Source organism: Falsiroseomonas selenitidurans (genome assembly GCF_012103215.1).
GTDB classification, from domain to species: Bacteria; Pseudomonadota; Alphaproteobacteria; order Acetobacterales; family Acetobacteraceae; genus Falsiroseomonas; species Falsiroseomonas selenitidurans.
Genome location: NZ_JAAVNE010000006.1, coordinates 14,727 through 29,476, shown reverse-complemented (window position 1 = coordinate 29,476; position 14,750 = coordinate 14,727). Strand labels below are relative to the sequence as shown.

Sequence of the window (14,750 nt, the reverse complement as noted above, 5' to 3'; positions counted from 1 at the left end):
CAGGCTGCAGGCGGCGATGTCCGACTGAACTGCGCCGGGTCAGGCCTGTTCCTTCAGCGACGCCAGGTGTGCCTGCATGGTCTCGTGCTTGCCGGCGTGCCCGACTCCGCGGTTGAAGTGCAGCAGGCCGAGCCGTGCCCCATCCATCGTCGTGGCACTGCCGCGCAGCACCCGGATATGCCGGTTCAACAGGGCGAGATCCACCGGCCCCAGCTTCTGGAACAGGTAGTTGAGGAAGGGCTGGTCGCCGAAGCGCGGGTTATGGTCGGGCTCCCGCGCCGCATAGCCGCGGGCGATGCCCAGCAGCTGCCGGAACACCGGCTCCGCGATCGCCCGGTTGCTGAAGCCGATGGAGCCGGAGTTCAGCGCATGAATGCGCCGCCCCCGCAGCGGGTCCTTGGCAAAAAGCGCGCCGCCGAACCAGGGCGAGACGGGCGCCATGGGCCCGTCGATCGGCCGCGGTACTTCCAGCGTGCCGAAGATGGCGTCGGCCGTGTTCATCCCGGCGAACAAGGGCATCAGCGGCGCATCGCAGAGCATGTCGCAATCGAGATAGAGCACCGGCTGGAATTGGCCGATTGGCAGGTCGTCCAGCTCGTAGCGGGCATGCAGCATGGCGTTGAGGTCCGGCATCTCCCGCCGGGTGAACATCACCTGTCCGGCCAGGGCCTCGGGCACCAGCGGCAGCAGCGCCGCCTCCGGGCGGTCCGAGACGATCAGCACCTGGCCGCGATAGGCGCCGAAGCGCCCCAGCGACTCCAGTAACAGGCGGAGCTGGAGGAACTGCGTCTCCGCCCCGAAGACGCACAGGTAGATGAGTGGCCGCAGCACCCGGGCGCGGTCCGCCCGCCAGCCATCATGCACCAGCCGCAGCCCGTGCGGCACGCCGTCCAGCGTCTCCACGACCAGGGTATCGGGGCCCTGGTCCAGCGCGATGTCGAGCGGGCCGAAGCGCAGCACGAAGCCCGCCGCCAAGCGGATGTCCCCGCCCGCCACCAGGGTGCCGTCGGACAGGGTCCAGTCATCCAGCGGCAGCCGGGCCAGGTGGTCCAGCCGCGCATCGGAGAGAGGCAAGAAGCGGGCCTCCGGTGGCACCTCCTCCGCCTCGGGTGCCGCGGCGACGAGCCCGCCATCCGGGGTGGCGCACAGCCGCTGCCCGCCCTGTTCCAATGTCACCCAGCGCTGCCCCGGATGCACATGCATCCGCGGGAACCAGCTGCGCGAGGCCGCCTCGCGCGCCGGGCCGGCGCCAGGCCATGGGGAGGGCAGGGGGCGCAGAGCCCCATTCGCCGCGCCATGCAGCGCCGTGCCGAACCAACTCAGGACCTGCATTGTCGGATTGCCACCCGCTGGACCAAATTGCGAATCAGCAACAAGTACCGGATCGGCGCGGGCTTGTCCCGCCGGGACCTGCCGCCGCGCGGAGCCCGATCCGCGCAGCGAGATGCGCGGACAGGGTGCCAGCTTCTTGTTTCGACACATATTCCGGGCCGTCAGGCGATTCCGCCTGACGTGGAAAAACTTCAAACTTCCTGCAGCCGCCCCTCCGCCACGCGCAGCGCGCGGCCGTGGAAGGCCGCGACCGCCGGGCGATGGGCGATGGAAAGCACGCCCGCGCCCGGCAGCCTTTCCGCCACCAGCCGGTACAGCGCCGCTTCCGCCGCCGGGTCCAGGCTGGCCGTCGCCTCGTCCAGGAACAGATAGTCGGGCTTCGCCAGCAGCACGCGGGCGAAGGCCAGGCGCTGCTGCTCCCCGCCCGACAGCCGCCGGTCCCAGGCATCCTCCTCCTCCAGCCGGGGGATCAGATGGCCCAGCCCGACATCCTCGAGCGCCGCACGCACATCGGCATCCGGCACCAGCGCGGCGTCCATCGGGTAGCAGACGGCGCGGCGCAGCGTGCCGAGCGGGATGTAGGGCCGCTGCGGCAGGAACAGCGCCCGCGCGCCCTGCGGCACATGCACCGCGCCCTGGCCGAAGGGCCAGATCCCCGCCAGGGCGCGGAACAGCGTGGATTTGCCGCTGCCGGAAGCGCCGGAGACCAGCACCGCCTCGCCCTTCTCCAGCCGCAGCGCCGCGTCGCGCAGCAGCACCCGGCCATCCGGCAGGCTGAGCGTGGCGCCTTCCAGCGTCACCGCCGGATCCTCGCCCGGCACCGGGCGCGGGCCGGCGCTGGTGGCGCGCGCGATGGCGATGGCGCGGTGGAAGCCGGTCAGCCGTTCCACCGTCGCGAACAGCTCCGTCAGCCGCGCGTAGTAGTCCACGAACCAGGACATCGCCCCCTGCACCTGGCCGAAGGCGCTGCTGGTCTGGATCAGCCCGCCGAGCGGGATGGCGCCGGCGAAATAGGCCGGCGCGGCCACGACGATGGGGAAGATGCTGGCCACCTGGCTGTAGCCGGCGGTGAAGAAGGTCAGCCGCTTGGTGGCGGTCATGATGCCCCACCAGTTCTCGGTCAGCGCCTGGAAGCGGGAAAGCAGCCCGCGCTTCTCATCAGCCTCCCCGCCATGCAGGGCGATGCCCTCCACATTGTCGCGCACCCGCACCAGGGCGTAGCGGAAATCCGCCTCCACCCGCTGCTGCAGGAAGTTCAGCCGGATCAGCGGTCGGCCGATCAGATGCGCCAGCCAGGTGCCGACCACGGAATAGACCAGCGCCACCCAGACCATGTAGCCGGGGATGGAGATGCCGAAGACCTCGAGCGGGCCGGAGAGCGACCACAGCACCAGCACGAAGGAGAACAGCGTCACCACGCTGTTCATCAGGCCGAGCCCGAGCGTCAGCACATCGTCCACGAACAGCCGCAGATCGTCGGCGATGCGCTGGTCGGGGTTGTCCGTCGCCGGGTCGGTCAGGGCGATGCGGTAATAGGCGCGGTCGGCCAGCCAGTTGTCGAGGTATTCGCGGGTCAGCCAGCGGCGCCAGCGGATCTGCAGCGCCTGGCGCAGATACAGCTGGTAGACCGCGATCAGGATATAGGCCGCCGCCACCACGGCGAAGCCGGGAAACCAGGTGCCCGCGGCTTCCCCGCCCAGGAAGATCAGCGACCAGAAGGTGGCCGCGTCCTTTTCCTCCAGCGCATTGTAGAAGGCGCGCTGCCAGTAGGTGAGCACCACCGTCATGCCGACCAGCGACAGGTTCAGGATGACCACGGCGGCCAGCAGCGCCAGCGCCCGGCCGCGCTCGGCGCTGCGCCAATAGGGACGGGTCAGCGACCAGGCGTCGCGGAGGAAGCTGCCGATGCGGCGCATTGGGTGCGAATCCGGGGAGGGAGTACGAGGTTCAGCCCGCGCGCAGCGCCTCGTCCAGCCTGGCGCGCCACGCGGCGACGCGGCGGCGGTTCACGCCGAAATCGGACCATCCGATCAGGCTGCGGGAGAACAGGAAGAAGCCGGACCCGCCGGGCAGCGGCACCACCTGCCCGGCCAGGATGTCCGGGAAATTGGCGAAGCGGGTGCGCACCACCCACTGCACCTGCCGCCGGTCCGGCCATTCCGCCAGTTTCCAGCAGCGCGGCACGCCCTCCCCCGCCATGCGCAGCGCCGCCCAGGCGGCTTCGGGCGAGATCGGCAGCAGCGGGATCGTCTCGTGCCGTTCATTGGTCACGCCGGGCGGCGCGGCCAGATGGGCGTTGGGCGAGGGCGGCAGGACCAGATGTTCAAAATCCACCGGCACGGGTGGTGGCAGGCCGGCAGGGCCGCGGCCGCGCAGCAGATCCAGCGTGCTCATGCCTCGGTCTCTCCCTGCGCCCCATCGGGGGGCGACTGATCCGGCGGCAAGTCGCCGGGGCCGGCAGCGATGCGCAGGCGGATCACGCCGCGGATCTCGGCGTCCGGCGATACCGGCCTGCCCTTGCGCAGCACCTCCACCTGGCCGCTGCGGGCCAGGCGGATGGCGGCGGCGCGGACCGGCCCCATCAGCCGGCGCCAGGCGTCTTCCTCCGGCGCCAGGGCGCGCGCGACCTCGCTGGGGCAGATGCTGCGCCCGGGGCCGCGTTCGGTGGTCTGCCGCAGGATCTCGGCGGCAATGGCTTCGGCGGCGATCATGGCAGGCTCGCTGGTGGCGGGCGATGGCGGGCGGTCAGGGCACCAGCCATGTCGCCTCCATAGCCTGTCCCTCGCCCCAGGCGAAGCGCGCGCGGCGATGGCCCTGCCGCGCCAGGTGCAGCCACTCCAGCGTGGCCAGGCGGAAGCGCAGCACGCAGAAATGCGGGCGCCCGGCCTCAACATCCTCCGGCATCGGCGGTGGCGCCGGGCAGGCGCTGCCGGGGGCGGGGTCGATGGCGTAGCACAGCCGGCTGAGCGGCCGGCTTTGCTGCCAGGCGGCCTCGGCCACCGCATCCCCCCGGTGCAGCGTGACGCTGCCCGACAGCCGCAGCTGCACCGCCGCGCCCTGGTCGTAGAAGTGCAGCGAAGCGCGAGGGTCCGCCGTCAGCTCCGCCACCTTGGCGGCGCGGACATCGCTGTGGATCCGCAGCAGGCGGTCCTCCGCCGCGAAGCCGCGCAGGACCACGGTGCGGGCGCTGGGCGCGCCATCGGCGGCGATCGTCGCCAGCGTCGGCGTGTGGAAGGGGTGGCGACGATCGGCGACGCCGCGGGCGAGCAGGCGGAAGGCCTCCGCCAGGCTGTCCGCCAGCCCGGTCATGAGCTCCGTATCGCGGCGACGAGGGCGGCGGCGCTGTCCACCGCCGCTTCGGCCCGCGCGCCGATGCACCAATCCCCCGTGGCACCCAGGCCAAGCGAGGCATCCCACAGGCAGGGCGCGCCGAGCGGCACCTCCACCAGCGCATGGCGCCAGCGATGCGCGGCCTTGTAGAAGGGCGCGGGCAGGCTGCCGCCGGCGTGCCGGGCGAAGGCCTCCAGCAGCAGGGTGCCGGCCTGCTCGGCCTCCAGCTCCAGATGTTCGCGCGACCAGGCCGGGCCACCCTGCACCACCCAGAGCTCCTGGTTCGCATCGCGGCCGGGCTTGGAACTGTCGCGCGCCGCCCAGCCGATGGGGCCGGACTCGAGGCGGATGGCGTCCGGCAGGTCCAGCCTTTGCGGGAAGGCCAGCATCAGCGCCCAGCAGGGTTCGAACCGCACCACCTCCAGCACCGCGGCCAGATGCGGCGCGGGGCCGGCCAGCAGCGCGCCGGCCTGCGGCGCCGGCATGGCCAGCACCACGGCATCGAAGGGGCCTTCGCGCTCCGGCGCCTGGGTGGGGAAGGGGCGGCCGGGGCGGATCAGGCGGGCGTCCAGGTGGTGCAGGTACCAGGCGCCGGGGCCGCCGGTGATCTGCGTCACCTGCCGCTGCAGGTCGATATCCATCCCTTCCGCCAGCGCCCGCGGCACGGAGGACATGCGCGGCACGCCGACGCGCCGCCCGGCATCCGGCCATTCCTGCGCATGCGCCGCATCCAGCGCCGCGGCGAAGGCGGCGCCATGGGCGGTCAGGTATTGCGCGCCATGGTCGAAGTTCAGCACCTGGCCTTCCGCCTCCACCCGGCGCGTCGCCATGCGGCCGCCGGGGCTGCGGCCCTTGTCGAACAGGCGCAGCCGCACGTCATAGGCGGCGAGGGTCTTGGCGCAGGCCAGCCCGGCGAGGCCGGCGCCCACGATGGCGATGTCTTTGGGAGGCATGCTGCCCTGTATGGCCTGCCCGGCCGCAGTGACAAGGGGCGCATGCTGCGCTGCCGCGTGATTTGCCCGGGGAAACGTTTGGCGCGCGCAGAGTTCCCGCGGCTGGTGATGCAGGCCGGGCACAGCAGCCGGTTTCGCGCGGCTTCACGCAGACGTGCCGCCCGGTGGGTCACCTCTCCGCCCCGCTAAGGGGTTACCCTGATGGGCGTGGAGGATGTGCGCATGCAGGCGGCCCCGCAGACGCTGCTGCTGGTCGAGGATGACCCGCTGGTTCGGATGACCCTGGTCGAGGGCCTGACCGATGCCGGCTACACCGTGCTGGAGGCGGAGGACGCCGAGGTGGCGCTGCACCTTCTGGCGCGGCGGCCGGAGATCGACGTGCTGATGACGGACATCAACCTGCCGGGCGCGGATGGCTTCGACCTGTCCCATGCGGCGCGGCAACTGCGGCCCTTCCTGCCGGTGGTCTATGCCTCCGGCCGGCTGCGGGCGGCGGAGCCGGGGCGCGGCCTGCCCGGCGCGCCCTTCCTCGCCAAGCCCTTCACCGTGGCGCGCGCGGCGGAGACCATCGGCAGCCTGTTGCGCTAGAAAAATAGGCGGTCGGATCGAATCATCTGAACGCACCTCTTGTTCTAGAATCAAAGACTTCCAGAGCACGCTGCGTTCAAGCGAACGCAGTAGGCTCCTTGAGCCGTTTCACCGCAAGCGAAGACGGTGAAATGGCTCCAGCTTATTGTTTTGACGCATTTTCCGACTCGCCTTGCGAAGCCGCAAGGCTTGAAAATGCCCTAGCCTGGGTGCCCGCCGGGCCGGGGCTCACGCGTCGAGGAACACCGTCTCGCCTTCGCCCTGCAGGCGAATATCCAGCCGCCAGACCCCGGCGCCCTCCGGCTGCGCCACCAGCGTGCCGCGCCGCGCCGGGTCCACCAGGTTCAGCACCGGATCGGCCGCGTTCAGCGCCTCGCCGGCGAAATAGGCGCGGGTGACCACATGCTTCATCAGGCCGCGAGCGAAGACCGTCACCAGGATATGCGGCGCCTGGGTGCTGTTGCCCGGGCCGGGCGTGGCGCCGGGCTTCAGCGTGGTGAAGCGGAAGCCGCCCTCGGCATCCGTCGCGCAGCGGCCGAAGCCGTGGAAGCCGGCCTCATAGGCGCCATCCGGCCCGGCCTGCCAGATTTCCACCAGCCCATCGGCCACCGCGGCGCCGTCGCCATCGGTGATGCGGCCGGCCAGGGTGATGCGCTCCCCCTCCACGCCCTCATTCGGCCCGCCGGGGCGGAGCAGGTCCGCCCATTCGGGGAAATCGATCATGTGCCAGTAGGGACCGGCAGTCTGGCTTGCGGTGGCGGGGGTCATGTCAGGCGTTCTCGAAGGGGGTGGCCATCTGGCCGCGCAGCACGATGTCGAAGCGGTAGCCCAGCGCCCATTCGGGCTTCGTGATGTCGAGATCGAAGGTCGAGACCAGCCGGTTGCGCGCCGCCTCGTCCGCCGTGGTGTTGAAGATCGGATCCAGCGGCAGCAGCGGGTCGCCCGGGAAGTACATCTGGGTGATCATGCGCTGCGCGAAGCCGGTGCCGTGCAGGCCGAAATGGATGTGGATGGGCCGCCAGGCATTGGCGTGGTTGCGCCAGGGATAGGCGCCGGGCTTGATGCTGACGAAGCTGTAGCGGCCTTCGACATCGGTGAAGATGCGGGCGCGGCCCTCGAAATTCGGGTCCAGCGGCGCGTCGTGCTGGTCCCGCGGGTGGTGGTAGCGGCCGGAGGCATTGGCCTGCCACACCTCCACCATCGCGCCGCGCAGCGGCCGGCCATCCTCGTCCGTCACGCGGCCGGCGACGATGATGCGTTCCCCCATCGCGGCGCGGCCGGCGACCTGGGACATGTCCGCCTGCGGCGCGTAATGCGCCGGGTCGAAGCGCGGTGCGCTGGCTTCCGTCAGCGTGGTGGGGATGCGCAGCAGCGCCTGCTGCGGGTGGCGCTTGTGGGTGCTGCCATAGGCCGGCGCGTCGTAGGGCGGCTGGGTGGCCGGGTCCGGACGGCGGTAGGGAAGGGGATCGGGCATCGGATCAGTCTTCCTCGAGGACGGCCTTGGCAAGCTTCAGCGCGGCATTGGCGGTGGGCACGCCGGCATAGGCGCCGACCTGCAGCAGCACCTCGCCCACTTCCTCCGGCGTCACGCCGGTGTTGCGGGTGGCGCGCAGATGCAGCTCCAACTCCTCATGCCGGGCGAGCGCCGCCATCATCGCGATGCAGAGCAGGCTGCGGGTGTGGCGCGTCAGGCCCGGGCGGGTCCAGATGCCGCCCCAGATATTCGCCGTGATCCAGTCCTGGAAGGCCGCGTCCATCGGGGTGACGGCGGCGCCGGCGCGGGCGACATGCGCCTCGCCCAGCACGGCGCGGCGAACGGCCATGCCGGCCTCATGCCCGGCGGCGGGGGCAAGGCCGTCGAAATGCGCGCGGATGGCGTCGTTGCTCGCCGTCGGGCATTCCAGCGTCGGCAGGTGGCCGGCCTCGGCGATCTCGAGATAGCGGCTGCCGGGGATGGCGGCCTGCACGGCGCGGGCCAGCTCCGGTGGGGTGGCGATGTCGCGGTCGCCGACCATCACCGTGGTCGGGCAGGTGATGCGCCCTTCCACCTGGCTGGCGCGCGCATCGCGCAGCGCGGCGGCGGAACCGGCATAGCCGCGGCGATCCGTGCGCAGCAGCATCTGCCGAAGGCCCTGGGAGGAAGCCAGCGAGGGGTCCACCACCCAGCGCGGCATCACCACCTCCACCAGTGCCTGGGTGCCGATCTCCAACACCGCGTCGATGCGTTCCTGCCAGGCCTCGGGCGGCGGGAATTCCAGCGCCGTGTCCATCAGCATCAGCGACAGCACGCGCTCCGGCGCCATCACCGCCAGCGCCATGGCGATGCGCCCGCCGATCGACATGCCGAGCACATGCGCCTGGCGCACGCCCAGCGCATCCAGCAGCGCCAGCGCATCCGCCGCGTGCAGATCCATGGAGTAGTCGCCATCCGTGACGCCCGAGAGGCCATGGCCGCGCATGTCCATCCGGATGACGCGATGCGTGCGCGCCAGCATGTCCACCTGCGGGTCGAAGACATGCAGGGACGTGCCGATGGAATGCAGCAACAGCACCGGCGGGGCCGCGGCAGGCCCTTCCACCTTGGCATGGAAAACGACGTCGCCCAGGTGCAAAAACATCCCGGCTCCCCACCAGACCCGCCTGCTCTCTATCACTTGATGCCGCCGCCCGTGAAGCCGCAGGCCGGGCTCCGGGCGCATCGGCATTCCATGCAGCGGAAGCGCGGGGCGACGGAAGCGCGGCCCCGGGCCAGGCCCGGAACCCGCCGCCGTCGCGCGCTCAGACGCGTTCCAGCAGCATCGCGATGCCCTGGCCGACGCCGATGCACATGGTGACCAGCGCATAGCGCCCCTGGCGGTTGTGCAACTCCTGCACCGCGGTCTGCACCAGGCGGGCGCCGGACATGCCCAGCGGATGGCCGAGCGCGATGGCGCCGCCATTCGGGTTCACGTGCGCCGCATCGTCCGGCAGGCCGAGGTCGCGCGTCACCGCCAGGGCCTGCGCGGCGAAGGCCTCGTTCAGCTCGATCACGTCGATCTCGGCCAGCGTCAGCCCGGCCTTGGCCAGCACGCGCTTCACCGCCGGGGCCGGGCCGAAGCCCATGATGCGCGGCGCGACGCCGGCCGTCGCCACGGCGATGACGCGGGCGCGCGGCACCAGCCCGTGCCGGCCGGCGGCGGCCTCGCTCGCCACCAGCAGCGCGCAGGCGCCGTCATTGACGCCGGAGGCATTGCCCGCGGTGACGCTGCCGCCTTCCTTGCGGAAGGGCGTGCCCAGCTTGGCCAGTGCCTCCAGCGTGGTGTCCGGGCGGGGATGCTCGTCCTGGTCGACGATGATCGGGTCGCCCTTGCGGCGCGCGATGCTGACCGGGACGATCTCCTGCGCGAAGCGGCCGGAGGCCTGCGCGCGGCCCGCCCGCTGCTGGGAGCGCAGCGCGAAGGCATCCTGGTCGGCGCGGGAGACCTGGAAATCCTGGGCGACGTTCTCCGCCGTCTCCGGCATCGAATCGATGCCGAAGCCGGCCTTCATCTTCGGGTTGACGAAGCGCCAGCCGATGGTGGTGTCGTAGATCTCGGCGCTGCGGCCGAAGGCCTCGGCCGACTTGCCCATGACGAAGGGCGCGCGCGTCATGCTCTCAACGCCGCCGGCCAGCATGAACTCGGCATCACCCGCCTTGATGGCGCGCGCCGCGATGCCGACCGCATCCATGCCGGAGCCGCAGAGCCGGTTGACCGTGGCGCCGGGGATCGACTCGGGCAGGCCGGCCAGCAGGGCGGACATGCGCGCGACATTGCGGTTGTCCTCGCCGGCCTGGTTGGCGCAGCCGAAGATCACATCCTCCACCGCCGCCCAGTCGAGGTTGGGGTGGCGCGCCATCAGCGCCTTGATCGGCACGGCGCCGAGATCGTCCGGCCGCACATCCTTCAGCGCGCCGGCATAGCGGCCGATGGCGGTGCGGGCTGCGTCGCAGATGAAGGCTTCGGCCATGATGCTGGGTCCCCGGTGGATTGGCCCGCCGCCCTGGCGGCGCGGTTTGGCCTTCTCGTGCCGCCGAAGCCGGCGCGCGTCAACTCAGCGCCTGCACCAGCCACAGGCTGAGCGCCGGGAAGGCGACCAGCAGGCCCAGCCGCAGCAGGTCCATCCCCAGGAAGGGCAGCACGCCGCGGTAGATGCGGGAGATCGGCACATCGCGCGCCAGGCCGGAGACGACGAAGACGTTCAGCCCGATGGGCGGCGCGGTCAGCCCGATGCCCACCACCACCAGCACCAGGATGCCGAACCAGATGGCGGTCTCCTCCGTCGTCAGGCCGAAATCCAGCGCGGTGACAACGGGGAAGAACACCGGCAGGGTCAGCAGCATCATCGCCAGCTCATCCATCACGGCGCCGAGGATGATGTAGGACACCAGCAGGATGGCCAGCACGCCATAGGGCGGGAAGTCCTGCTCCGTGATCCACAGCGCCAGCAGGTCCGGTGCCTGGGACAGGGCGAGGAAGGCGTTGAAGACCTCGGCGCCCAGCAGGATGGCGAAGATCATCGCTGTGGTCTCGGCGGTGGCGAACAGGCAGTCGCGCAGCGCCAGCGGCGGCAGGGTGCCGCGCAGCAGGCCCACGGCCAGCGTGCCGATGCAGCCGATGGCGGCACTTTCGGTCGGCGTGAAGACGCCGCCATAGATGCCGCCCACCACCACCATCGCGATCAGCAGCACGGGGATGACGTTGAGGAAGGCCTCCCGCCGCTCACCCGGCGCCGGCGCCTCCCCCGGCGGGCCGAGTTCGGGGCGGGCGCGGACGATCAGCGCGATGGCGGCCAGGTAGAACAGGATGGCGAGCAGCCCGGGGATCAGCGCCGCCATGAACAGCTTGGCGATGTTCTGTTCCGTGCTGATGGCATAGATCACCAGGATGACGCTGGGCGGGATCAGGATGCCTAGCGTGCCGCCCACCGCGATGGTGCCGGTGGAAAAGCCCGGGTCGTAGCCGTAGCGCCGCAGTTCCGGCAGCGCCGCGCGGGCGAAGGTGGCGGTGGTGGCGACGGAACTGCCGCAGACCGCGCCGAAGCAGCCGCAGGCCCCGATGACGCCCATCGCCATGCCGCCGGGCTTGCGCCCGACCAGCGCATTCGCCGCCGCGAAGAGGTCGCGCGCCAGGCCGCCGCGCTCCGCCAGCGCGCCCATCAGGATGAACAGCGGGATGACGGACAGCGTGTAGTTGGCGAACAGGTGGTAGGGCGTGGTCTTCAGGTAGTTGCCCAGCGCCGTCCAGTCCAGGATGTGGACATAGCCGCCCATGCCGACCAGCAGCATGGCAAGCCCGACGGGCGCGCGCAGCGCGATCAGCACCAGCAGCGCGGCGAAGCCGGTGGCGGCGAGGACGAATTCCGGCGCCATCTAGAAGCGTCCCCGCGCGAACCGCCCGGCCCAGAGCAGCGCCGCCAGCCCGGTGACGGCAAATGCCAGGGCGCCGATGGCGACCGCCCACCAATAGGGCAGGGCCAGCAGGCCGATGGTGCGCATGCCGTTGGCCCAGGTCTCCCACGCGCCGAGCGCCATGCGTTCCGCCAGCCACAGCGTCAGCGCCGCCCAGACCAGCATCCAGAAGGCATCGAACAGGCCGGCGACGCGGCGCGGCAGCCAGGTGGTGAAGGTGTCCACCAGGATGTTGGCGCGCATCAGCGTACCGTAGCCGAGGAAGCCGAAGACGGCGACGCCGCTGGCGATGGAAACCATCTCGAAATCGCCGCGGATCGGCTGGCTGGTGGTCCAGCGCAGCACCACGCTGATGGTGGTGACCGTGGCCGCCACCAGCAGCGAAACCCCGCCCAGGAAGGCCATGGCGCGGGCGATGCCGCCCAGGGGACCCCGCGGCGGGTCCCCGGCATCCTTGCTCTCCGCCATCCCGGCGCTCCTGCTATGCCCTGCGCCGGGGTGGGGTTCAGGCGGCGCCGTGCTTGGCGATCAGCCCGCGGGCATCGGCCAGCAGCGCGGCGCCATCGAAGCCGCGCTCGCGGGATCCGGCGATCCAGGCATCGATCACCGGGCGGGTCGCCAGCATCCAGCGCTCCTTCTCCGCCGGCGAAAGCTGCAGGATGGTGTTCTGCCGCCGGCGGGCGACCTGGGCGCGCACCACCGGGCCCTGCTCGTCCCAGGGCTTGGCCGCCATCGCCGCCGCCACCATGCCGGAATTGGCATCCAGCACCCGGCGCAGATCCTCCGGCATCGCCGCGTATTTCGCCTTGTTCATCGCCAGGACGAAGGTGGCGGAATAGAAGGTCGGGCTGCCGAGGATCTCCGTGTGGTTGTTCACCAGCTCCGCCAGGCGGATCGCCGGAACCACCTCCCACGGCACCACCGCGCCATCGATCACGCGCTGGGACAGCGCTTCCGGCACCTGCGGGATGGGCAGGCCGATCGGCGCGGCGCCGAGGGCGCGCAGCGCCTCGCCGGCCTGGCGGGTCGGGAAGCGCAGCTTCAGGCCGCGCAGATCCTCCAGCCGCTGCACCGGCTTGTTGGCATGGATCACGCCGCCATCATGCGCCCAGGCGACGATGGTGTGCACATCCGCGAATTCGTCGCGCAGATGGGTCTGGAAGAATTCCTGGCAGGCCAGGGCATTCGGCCGCGCCCGCGGGTCCGCCACGAAGGGCAGCTCGAACACCTCGATCTTCGGGAAGCGGCCGGGCGTGTTGCCGGGCAGGGTCCAGATGATGTCCACCACGCCGTCGCGCGCCTGGTCGAACAGCTGCGGCGGCGCGCCGCCGAGCTGCATGGAGGGGAAGATCTGGATGCGCAGGCGGCCCTGCGATTCGGCCTGCACCTTCTGCGCCCAGGGCGCCAGGAAGTGGCGGTGCACGTTGGACACGGCCGGCAGGAAATGGTGCAGGCGCAGCGTCAGCTCCTGCGCGCTGGCGCTGCGGATCAGGGCGGGCGCGCCGAGCGCGGCGACGCCGAGCGCCGCAAGCTGGCGGCGATGGATGGTCATGGATCGAGGCCCCCCGTTCATCCCTGGCGCGATCGCCGCGCCGGGAGATTGCGGGTATTGATGCCCGCCGGGCCGGTTTCAGGCAAGGCGAAGCTTGGCGGCCTTGGCGGCGACCATGGCAGCGGTGTCGCCAGGGCGGTAGATGGCGCTGCCGATGCCGAAACCGGCGGCGCCGGCGTCCCGCCAGGCGGGAATGTTGTGCGCATCGATGCCGCCCACCGGCAGCACCCGGGTGCCCTTCGGCAGCACCGCCAGCAGCGCCTTCAGCATGGCGGGCGAACCGGCTTCCGCCGGGAACAGCTTCAGCCCGTCGGCGCCGGCCTTGAGCAGGGCGAAAGCCTCCCCGGGCGTGAAGAAGCCGGGGATGGCGATCATGCCTTCCGCCTTGGCCGCCCGCACCACGGCGGGATCGGCATGCGGCGTCACCACCAGCCGGCCGCCCACGGCGGCGATGCGCGCGCAATCGGCGGGGTCCGTCACCGTGCCGGCGCCGACCAGCGCATCCTCGCCGAAGCGATGCGCCAGGATGCGGATGCTCTCCAGCGGCTCGGGCGAGTTCAGCGGCACCTCCAGCACGGCGATGCCGGCTTCAACCAGCGCCTCGCCCACCTTCACCGCTTCCTCCGGCTTCAGGCCGCGCAGGATCGCGACCAGCGGGCAGGCCGCGAGCCAGTCCTTCAGACCCATCCCAGATCCCTCCCGATGCGGGCGAGGCCCTGCGCGACCAGGTCGGGGTCGTGCTGCGTCACCGCGATGCCGTTGCGTGCCAGCGCCGCGGCATAGAGCGCGGCCAGATGCGCGGCGCTCGCCAGGTGCACCTGGCGGGCATCGGCGGCCGCGGCGGCGATCTCGTGCCCGATCAGCAGGCCGGACAGGAAGCTGCGGGTTTCCGCCTGCGCCAGCCGGTCCATCAGGTGCAGGGTGCGGGCGCCGAACAGATGGTGCAGCAGGCCGCCGGGCTGGCGGGCGCGGTCCACGCCGCGGGCGAAGGCCTCGGGCACATCCGGGCCATCCGTGCTGGTGCGCGCCAGGATCGTGTGCTCGGACAGCGCCGCAAAAGTCTCGCCGGTCATGTGGGTGGTGAAGCCGGTGACGCGCCCGTCTTCCAGCCGCGCCCATTTGCTGTGCGTGCCGGGCAGGCACGCCAGCGCCGTGCCGAGGCTTTCCGCCAGCGCCACCAGCTTGGTCTCCTCGCCGCGCATCACGTCGGGGATGCCGGCGGCATCCTCCGTCGTCAGGCCGGGCACCAGGCGGCATTCGGCGCCGTCGAAGGGGATGGCGATGGTGGCGGCGGCGATCTCGGCCGGGCCGGCGGGGCAGCGCAGATAGGGCGCCTCCACCCAGCCCTGGCGGCTGCCGACCATGCCGCAGAGCAGCACATGGCGCTCCCCGGCCGCAAGCCAGGGGCCGATGGCGTCCTGCAGCGCGGCGGGAAAGCCGCCCGGCGCCACGGTGAGGATGCCGCCGGGGCGGTCGAGGCGATCCCGGGCCCGGCCGTCGGCGCCCAGGCGATAGGCGCGCAGACTCGTTGTGCCCCAATCGACGCCGATCATGCCCCGTTCCGTCG

At 71.6% G+C, this 14,750-nt stretch carries 16 protein-coding genes; 1 reads left to right on the top strand and 15 read right to left on the bottom strand.

Annotation, left to right across the window (positions count from 1 at the left end):
• Window positions 1–39: 39 nt before the first annotated feature.
• From HEQ75_RS05475 to HEQ75_RS05450, 6 genes are all read right to left on the bottom strand, one after another.
• Window positions 40–1,332 carry a hypothetical protein gene (locus HEQ75_RS05475; RefSeq protein WP_168027949.1) on the bottom strand — a complete coding sequence of 431 codons (1,293 nt, stop codon included), beginning with the start codon at window positions 1,330–1,332 and terminating at the stop codon, window positions 40–42.
• Window positions 1,333–1,523: 191 nt separating this feature from the next.
• Window positions 1,524–3,248 (bottom strand): ABC transporter ATP-binding protein/permease, encoded by a 1,725-nt coding sequence (locus HEQ75_RS05470; protein ID WP_168027947.1) that lies wholly within the window; start codon window positions 3,246–3,248, stop codon window positions 1,524–1,526.
• 31 nt (window positions 3,249–3,279) lie between these two features.
• Window positions 3,280–3,726 carry a DUF1499 domain-containing protein gene (locus HEQ75_RS05465; protein WP_168027945.1) on the bottom strand — a complete coding sequence of 149 codons (447 nt, stop codon included), beginning with the start codon at window positions 3,724–3,726 and terminating at the stop codon, window positions 3,280–3,282.
• On the bottom strand, window positions 3,723–4,043 hold the full coding sequence (locus tag HEQ75_RS05460) for a DUF3253 domain-containing protein (protein WP_168027943.1): 321 nt from the start codon (window positions 4,041–4,043) through the stop codon (window positions 3,723–3,725). Before HEQ75_RS05460 ends, HEQ75_RS05465 begins: the two co-directional genes overlap by 4 nt.
• A 34-nt stretch (window positions 4,044–4,077) precedes the next feature.
• Entirely contained in the window at window positions 4,078–4,641 is a 564-nt protein-coding gene (locus HEQ75_RS05455; RefSeq protein WP_168027941.1) for a pyridoxamine 5'-phosphate oxidase family protein, read from the bottom strand.
• Window positions 4,638–5,615 carry an NAD(P)/FAD-dependent oxidoreductase gene (locus HEQ75_RS05450; protein WP_168027939.1) on the bottom strand — a complete coding sequence of 326 codons (978 nt, stop codon included), beginning with the start codon at window positions 5,613–5,615 and terminating at the stop codon, window positions 4,638–4,640. Before HEQ75_RS05450 ends, HEQ75_RS05455 begins: the two co-directional genes overlap by 4 nt.
• 222 nt (window positions 5,616–5,837) lie before the next feature.
• On the opposite strand from HEQ75_RS05450, the gene HEQ75_RS05445 reads away from it, so the two are divergent.
• On the top strand, window positions 5,838–6,203 hold the full coding sequence (locus tag HEQ75_RS05445; protein WP_168027937.1) for a response regulator: 366 nt from the start codon (window positions 5,838–5,840) through the stop codon (window positions 6,201–6,203).
• A 228-nt stretch (window positions 6,204–6,431) separates the two neighbouring features.
• On the opposite strand, the gene pcaG is transcribed toward HEQ75_RS05445, so the two are convergent.
• The 9 genes from pcaG to HEQ75_RS05400 form a co-directional block, all read right to left on the bottom strand.
• Window positions 6,432–6,971: a protocatechuate 3,4-dioxygenase subunit alpha gene (gene pcaG / locus HEQ75_RS05440; RefSeq protein WP_168027935.1), complete on the bottom strand. Its 540-nt coding sequence runs from the start codon at window positions 6,969–6,971 to the stop codon at window positions 6,432–6,434.
• Window position 6,972: 1 nt separating this feature from the next.
• Window positions 6,973–7,677 (bottom strand): protocatechuate 3,4-dioxygenase subunit beta, encoded by a 705-nt coding sequence (gene pcaH, locus HEQ75_RS05435; protein WP_168027933.1) that lies wholly within the window; start codon window positions 7,675–7,677, stop codon window positions 6,973–6,975.
• A gap of 4 nt (window positions 7,678–7,681) precedes the next feature.
• Window positions 7,682–8,821, bottom strand: a complete 1,140-nt coding sequence (gene pcaDC / locus HEQ75_RS29220) for a bifunctional 3-oxoadipate enol-lactonase/4-carboxymuconolactone decarboxylase PcaDC (protein ID WP_168027932.1) — start codon at window positions 8,819–8,821, stop codon at window positions 7,682–7,684.
• A 160-nt stretch (window positions 8,822–8,981) separates the two neighbouring features.
• Window positions 8,982–10,190, bottom strand: coding sequence for a 3-oxoadipyl-CoA thiolase (pcaF, locus tag HEQ75_RS05425; protein WP_168027931.1), 1,209 nt, complete (start codon window positions 10,188–10,190; stop codon window positions 8,982–8,984).
• A gap of 79 nt (window positions 10,191–10,269) precedes the next feature.
• The gene (locus tag HEQ75_RS05420; RefSeq protein WP_168027930.1) at window positions 10,270–11,592 is read right to left on the bottom strand and encodes a TRAP transporter large permease; all 1,323 of its coding nucleotides are present in this window, start codon (window positions 11,590–11,592) and stop codon (window positions 10,270–10,272) included.
• Entirely contained in the window at window positions 11,593–12,099 is a 507-nt protein-coding gene (locus tag HEQ75_RS05415) for a TRAP transporter small permease (protein ID WP_168027929.1), read from the bottom strand.
• A gap of 37 nt (window positions 12,100–12,136) precedes the next feature.
• On the bottom strand, window positions 12,137–13,183 hold the full coding sequence (locus HEQ75_RS05410) for a TRAP transporter substrate-binding protein (protein WP_168027928.1): 1,047 nt from the start codon (window positions 13,181–13,183) through the stop codon (window positions 12,137–12,139).
• A gap of 78 nt (window positions 13,184–13,261) precedes the next feature.
• Window positions 13,262–13,870, bottom strand: a complete 609-nt coding sequence (locus HEQ75_RS05405; protein WP_168027927.1) for a 2-dehydro-3-deoxy-6-phosphogalactonate aldolase — start codon at window positions 13,868–13,870, stop codon at window positions 13,262–13,264.
• On the bottom strand, window positions 13,861–14,736 hold the full coding sequence (locus HEQ75_RS05400; RefSeq protein ID WP_168027926.1) for a 2-dehydro-3-deoxygalactonokinase: 876 nt from the start codon (window positions 14,734–14,736) through the stop codon (window positions 13,861–13,863). Before HEQ75_RS05400 ends, HEQ75_RS05405 begins: the two co-directional genes overlap by 10 nt.
• Window positions 14,737–14,750 lie beyond the last annotated feature (14 nt).

Coding starts and splice junctions, on each gene's coding strand:
- HEQ75_RS05475 (WP_168027949.1), bottom strand. CDS start 1,332: ATGCAGGTCCTGAGTTGGTTCGGCACGGCGCTGCATGGCGCGGCGAAT.
- HEQ75_RS05470 (WP_168027947.1), bottom strand. CDS start 3,248: ATGCGCCGCATCGGCAGCTTCCTCCGCGACGCCTGGTCGCTGACCCGT.
- HEQ75_RS05465 (WP_168027945.1), bottom strand. CDS start 3,726: ATGAGCACGCTGGATCTGCTGCGCGGCCGCGGCCCTGCCGGCCTGCCA.
- HEQ75_RS05460 (WP_168027943.1), bottom strand. CDS start 4,043: ATGATCGCCGCCGAAGCCATTGCCGCCGAGATCCTGCGGCAGACCACC.
- HEQ75_RS05455 (WP_168027941.1), bottom strand. CDS start 4,641: ATGACCGGGCTGGCGGACAGCCTGGCGGAGGCCTTCCGCCTGCTCGCC.
- HEQ75_RS05450 (WP_168027939.1), bottom strand. CDS start 5,615: ATGCCTCCCAAAGACATCGCCATCGTGGGCGCCGGCCTCGCCGGGCTG.
- HEQ75_RS05445 (WP_168027937.1), top strand. CDS start 5,838: ATGCAGGCGGCCCCGCAGACGCTGCTGCTGGTCGAGGATGACCCGCTG.
- pcaG (WP_168027935.1), bottom strand. CDS start 6,971: ATGACCCCCGCCACCGCAAGCCAGACTGCCGGTCCCTACTGGCACATG.
- pcaH (WP_168027933.1), bottom strand. CDS start 7,677: ATGCCCGATCCCCTTCCCTACCGCCGTCCGGACCCGGCCACCCAGCCG.
- pcaDC (WP_168027932.1), bottom strand. CDS start 8,821: ATGTTTTTGCACCTGGGCGACGTCGTTTTCCATGCCAAGGTGGAAGGG.
- pcaF (WP_168027931.1), bottom strand. CDS start 10,190: ATGGCCGAAGCCTTCATCTGCGACGCAGCCCGCACCGCCATCGGCCGC.
- HEQ75_RS05420 (WP_168027930.1), bottom strand. CDS start 11,592: ATGGCGCCGGAATTCGTCCTCGCCGCCACCGGCTTCGCCGCGCTGCTG.
- HEQ75_RS05415 (WP_168027929.1), bottom strand. CDS start 12,099: ATGGCGGAGAGCAAGGATGCCGGGGACCCGCCGCGGGGTCCCCTGGGC.
- HEQ75_RS05410 (WP_168027928.1), bottom strand. CDS start 13,183: ATGACCATCCATCGCCGCCAGCTTGCGGCGCTCGGCGTCGCCGCGCTC.
- HEQ75_RS05405 (WP_168027927.1), bottom strand. CDS start 13,870: ATGGGTCTGAAGGACTGGCTCGCGGCCTGCCCGCTGGTCGCGATCCTG.
- HEQ75_RS05400 (WP_168027926.1), bottom strand. CDS start 14,736: ATGATCGGCGTCGATTGGGGCACAACGAGTCTGCGCGCCTATCGCCTG.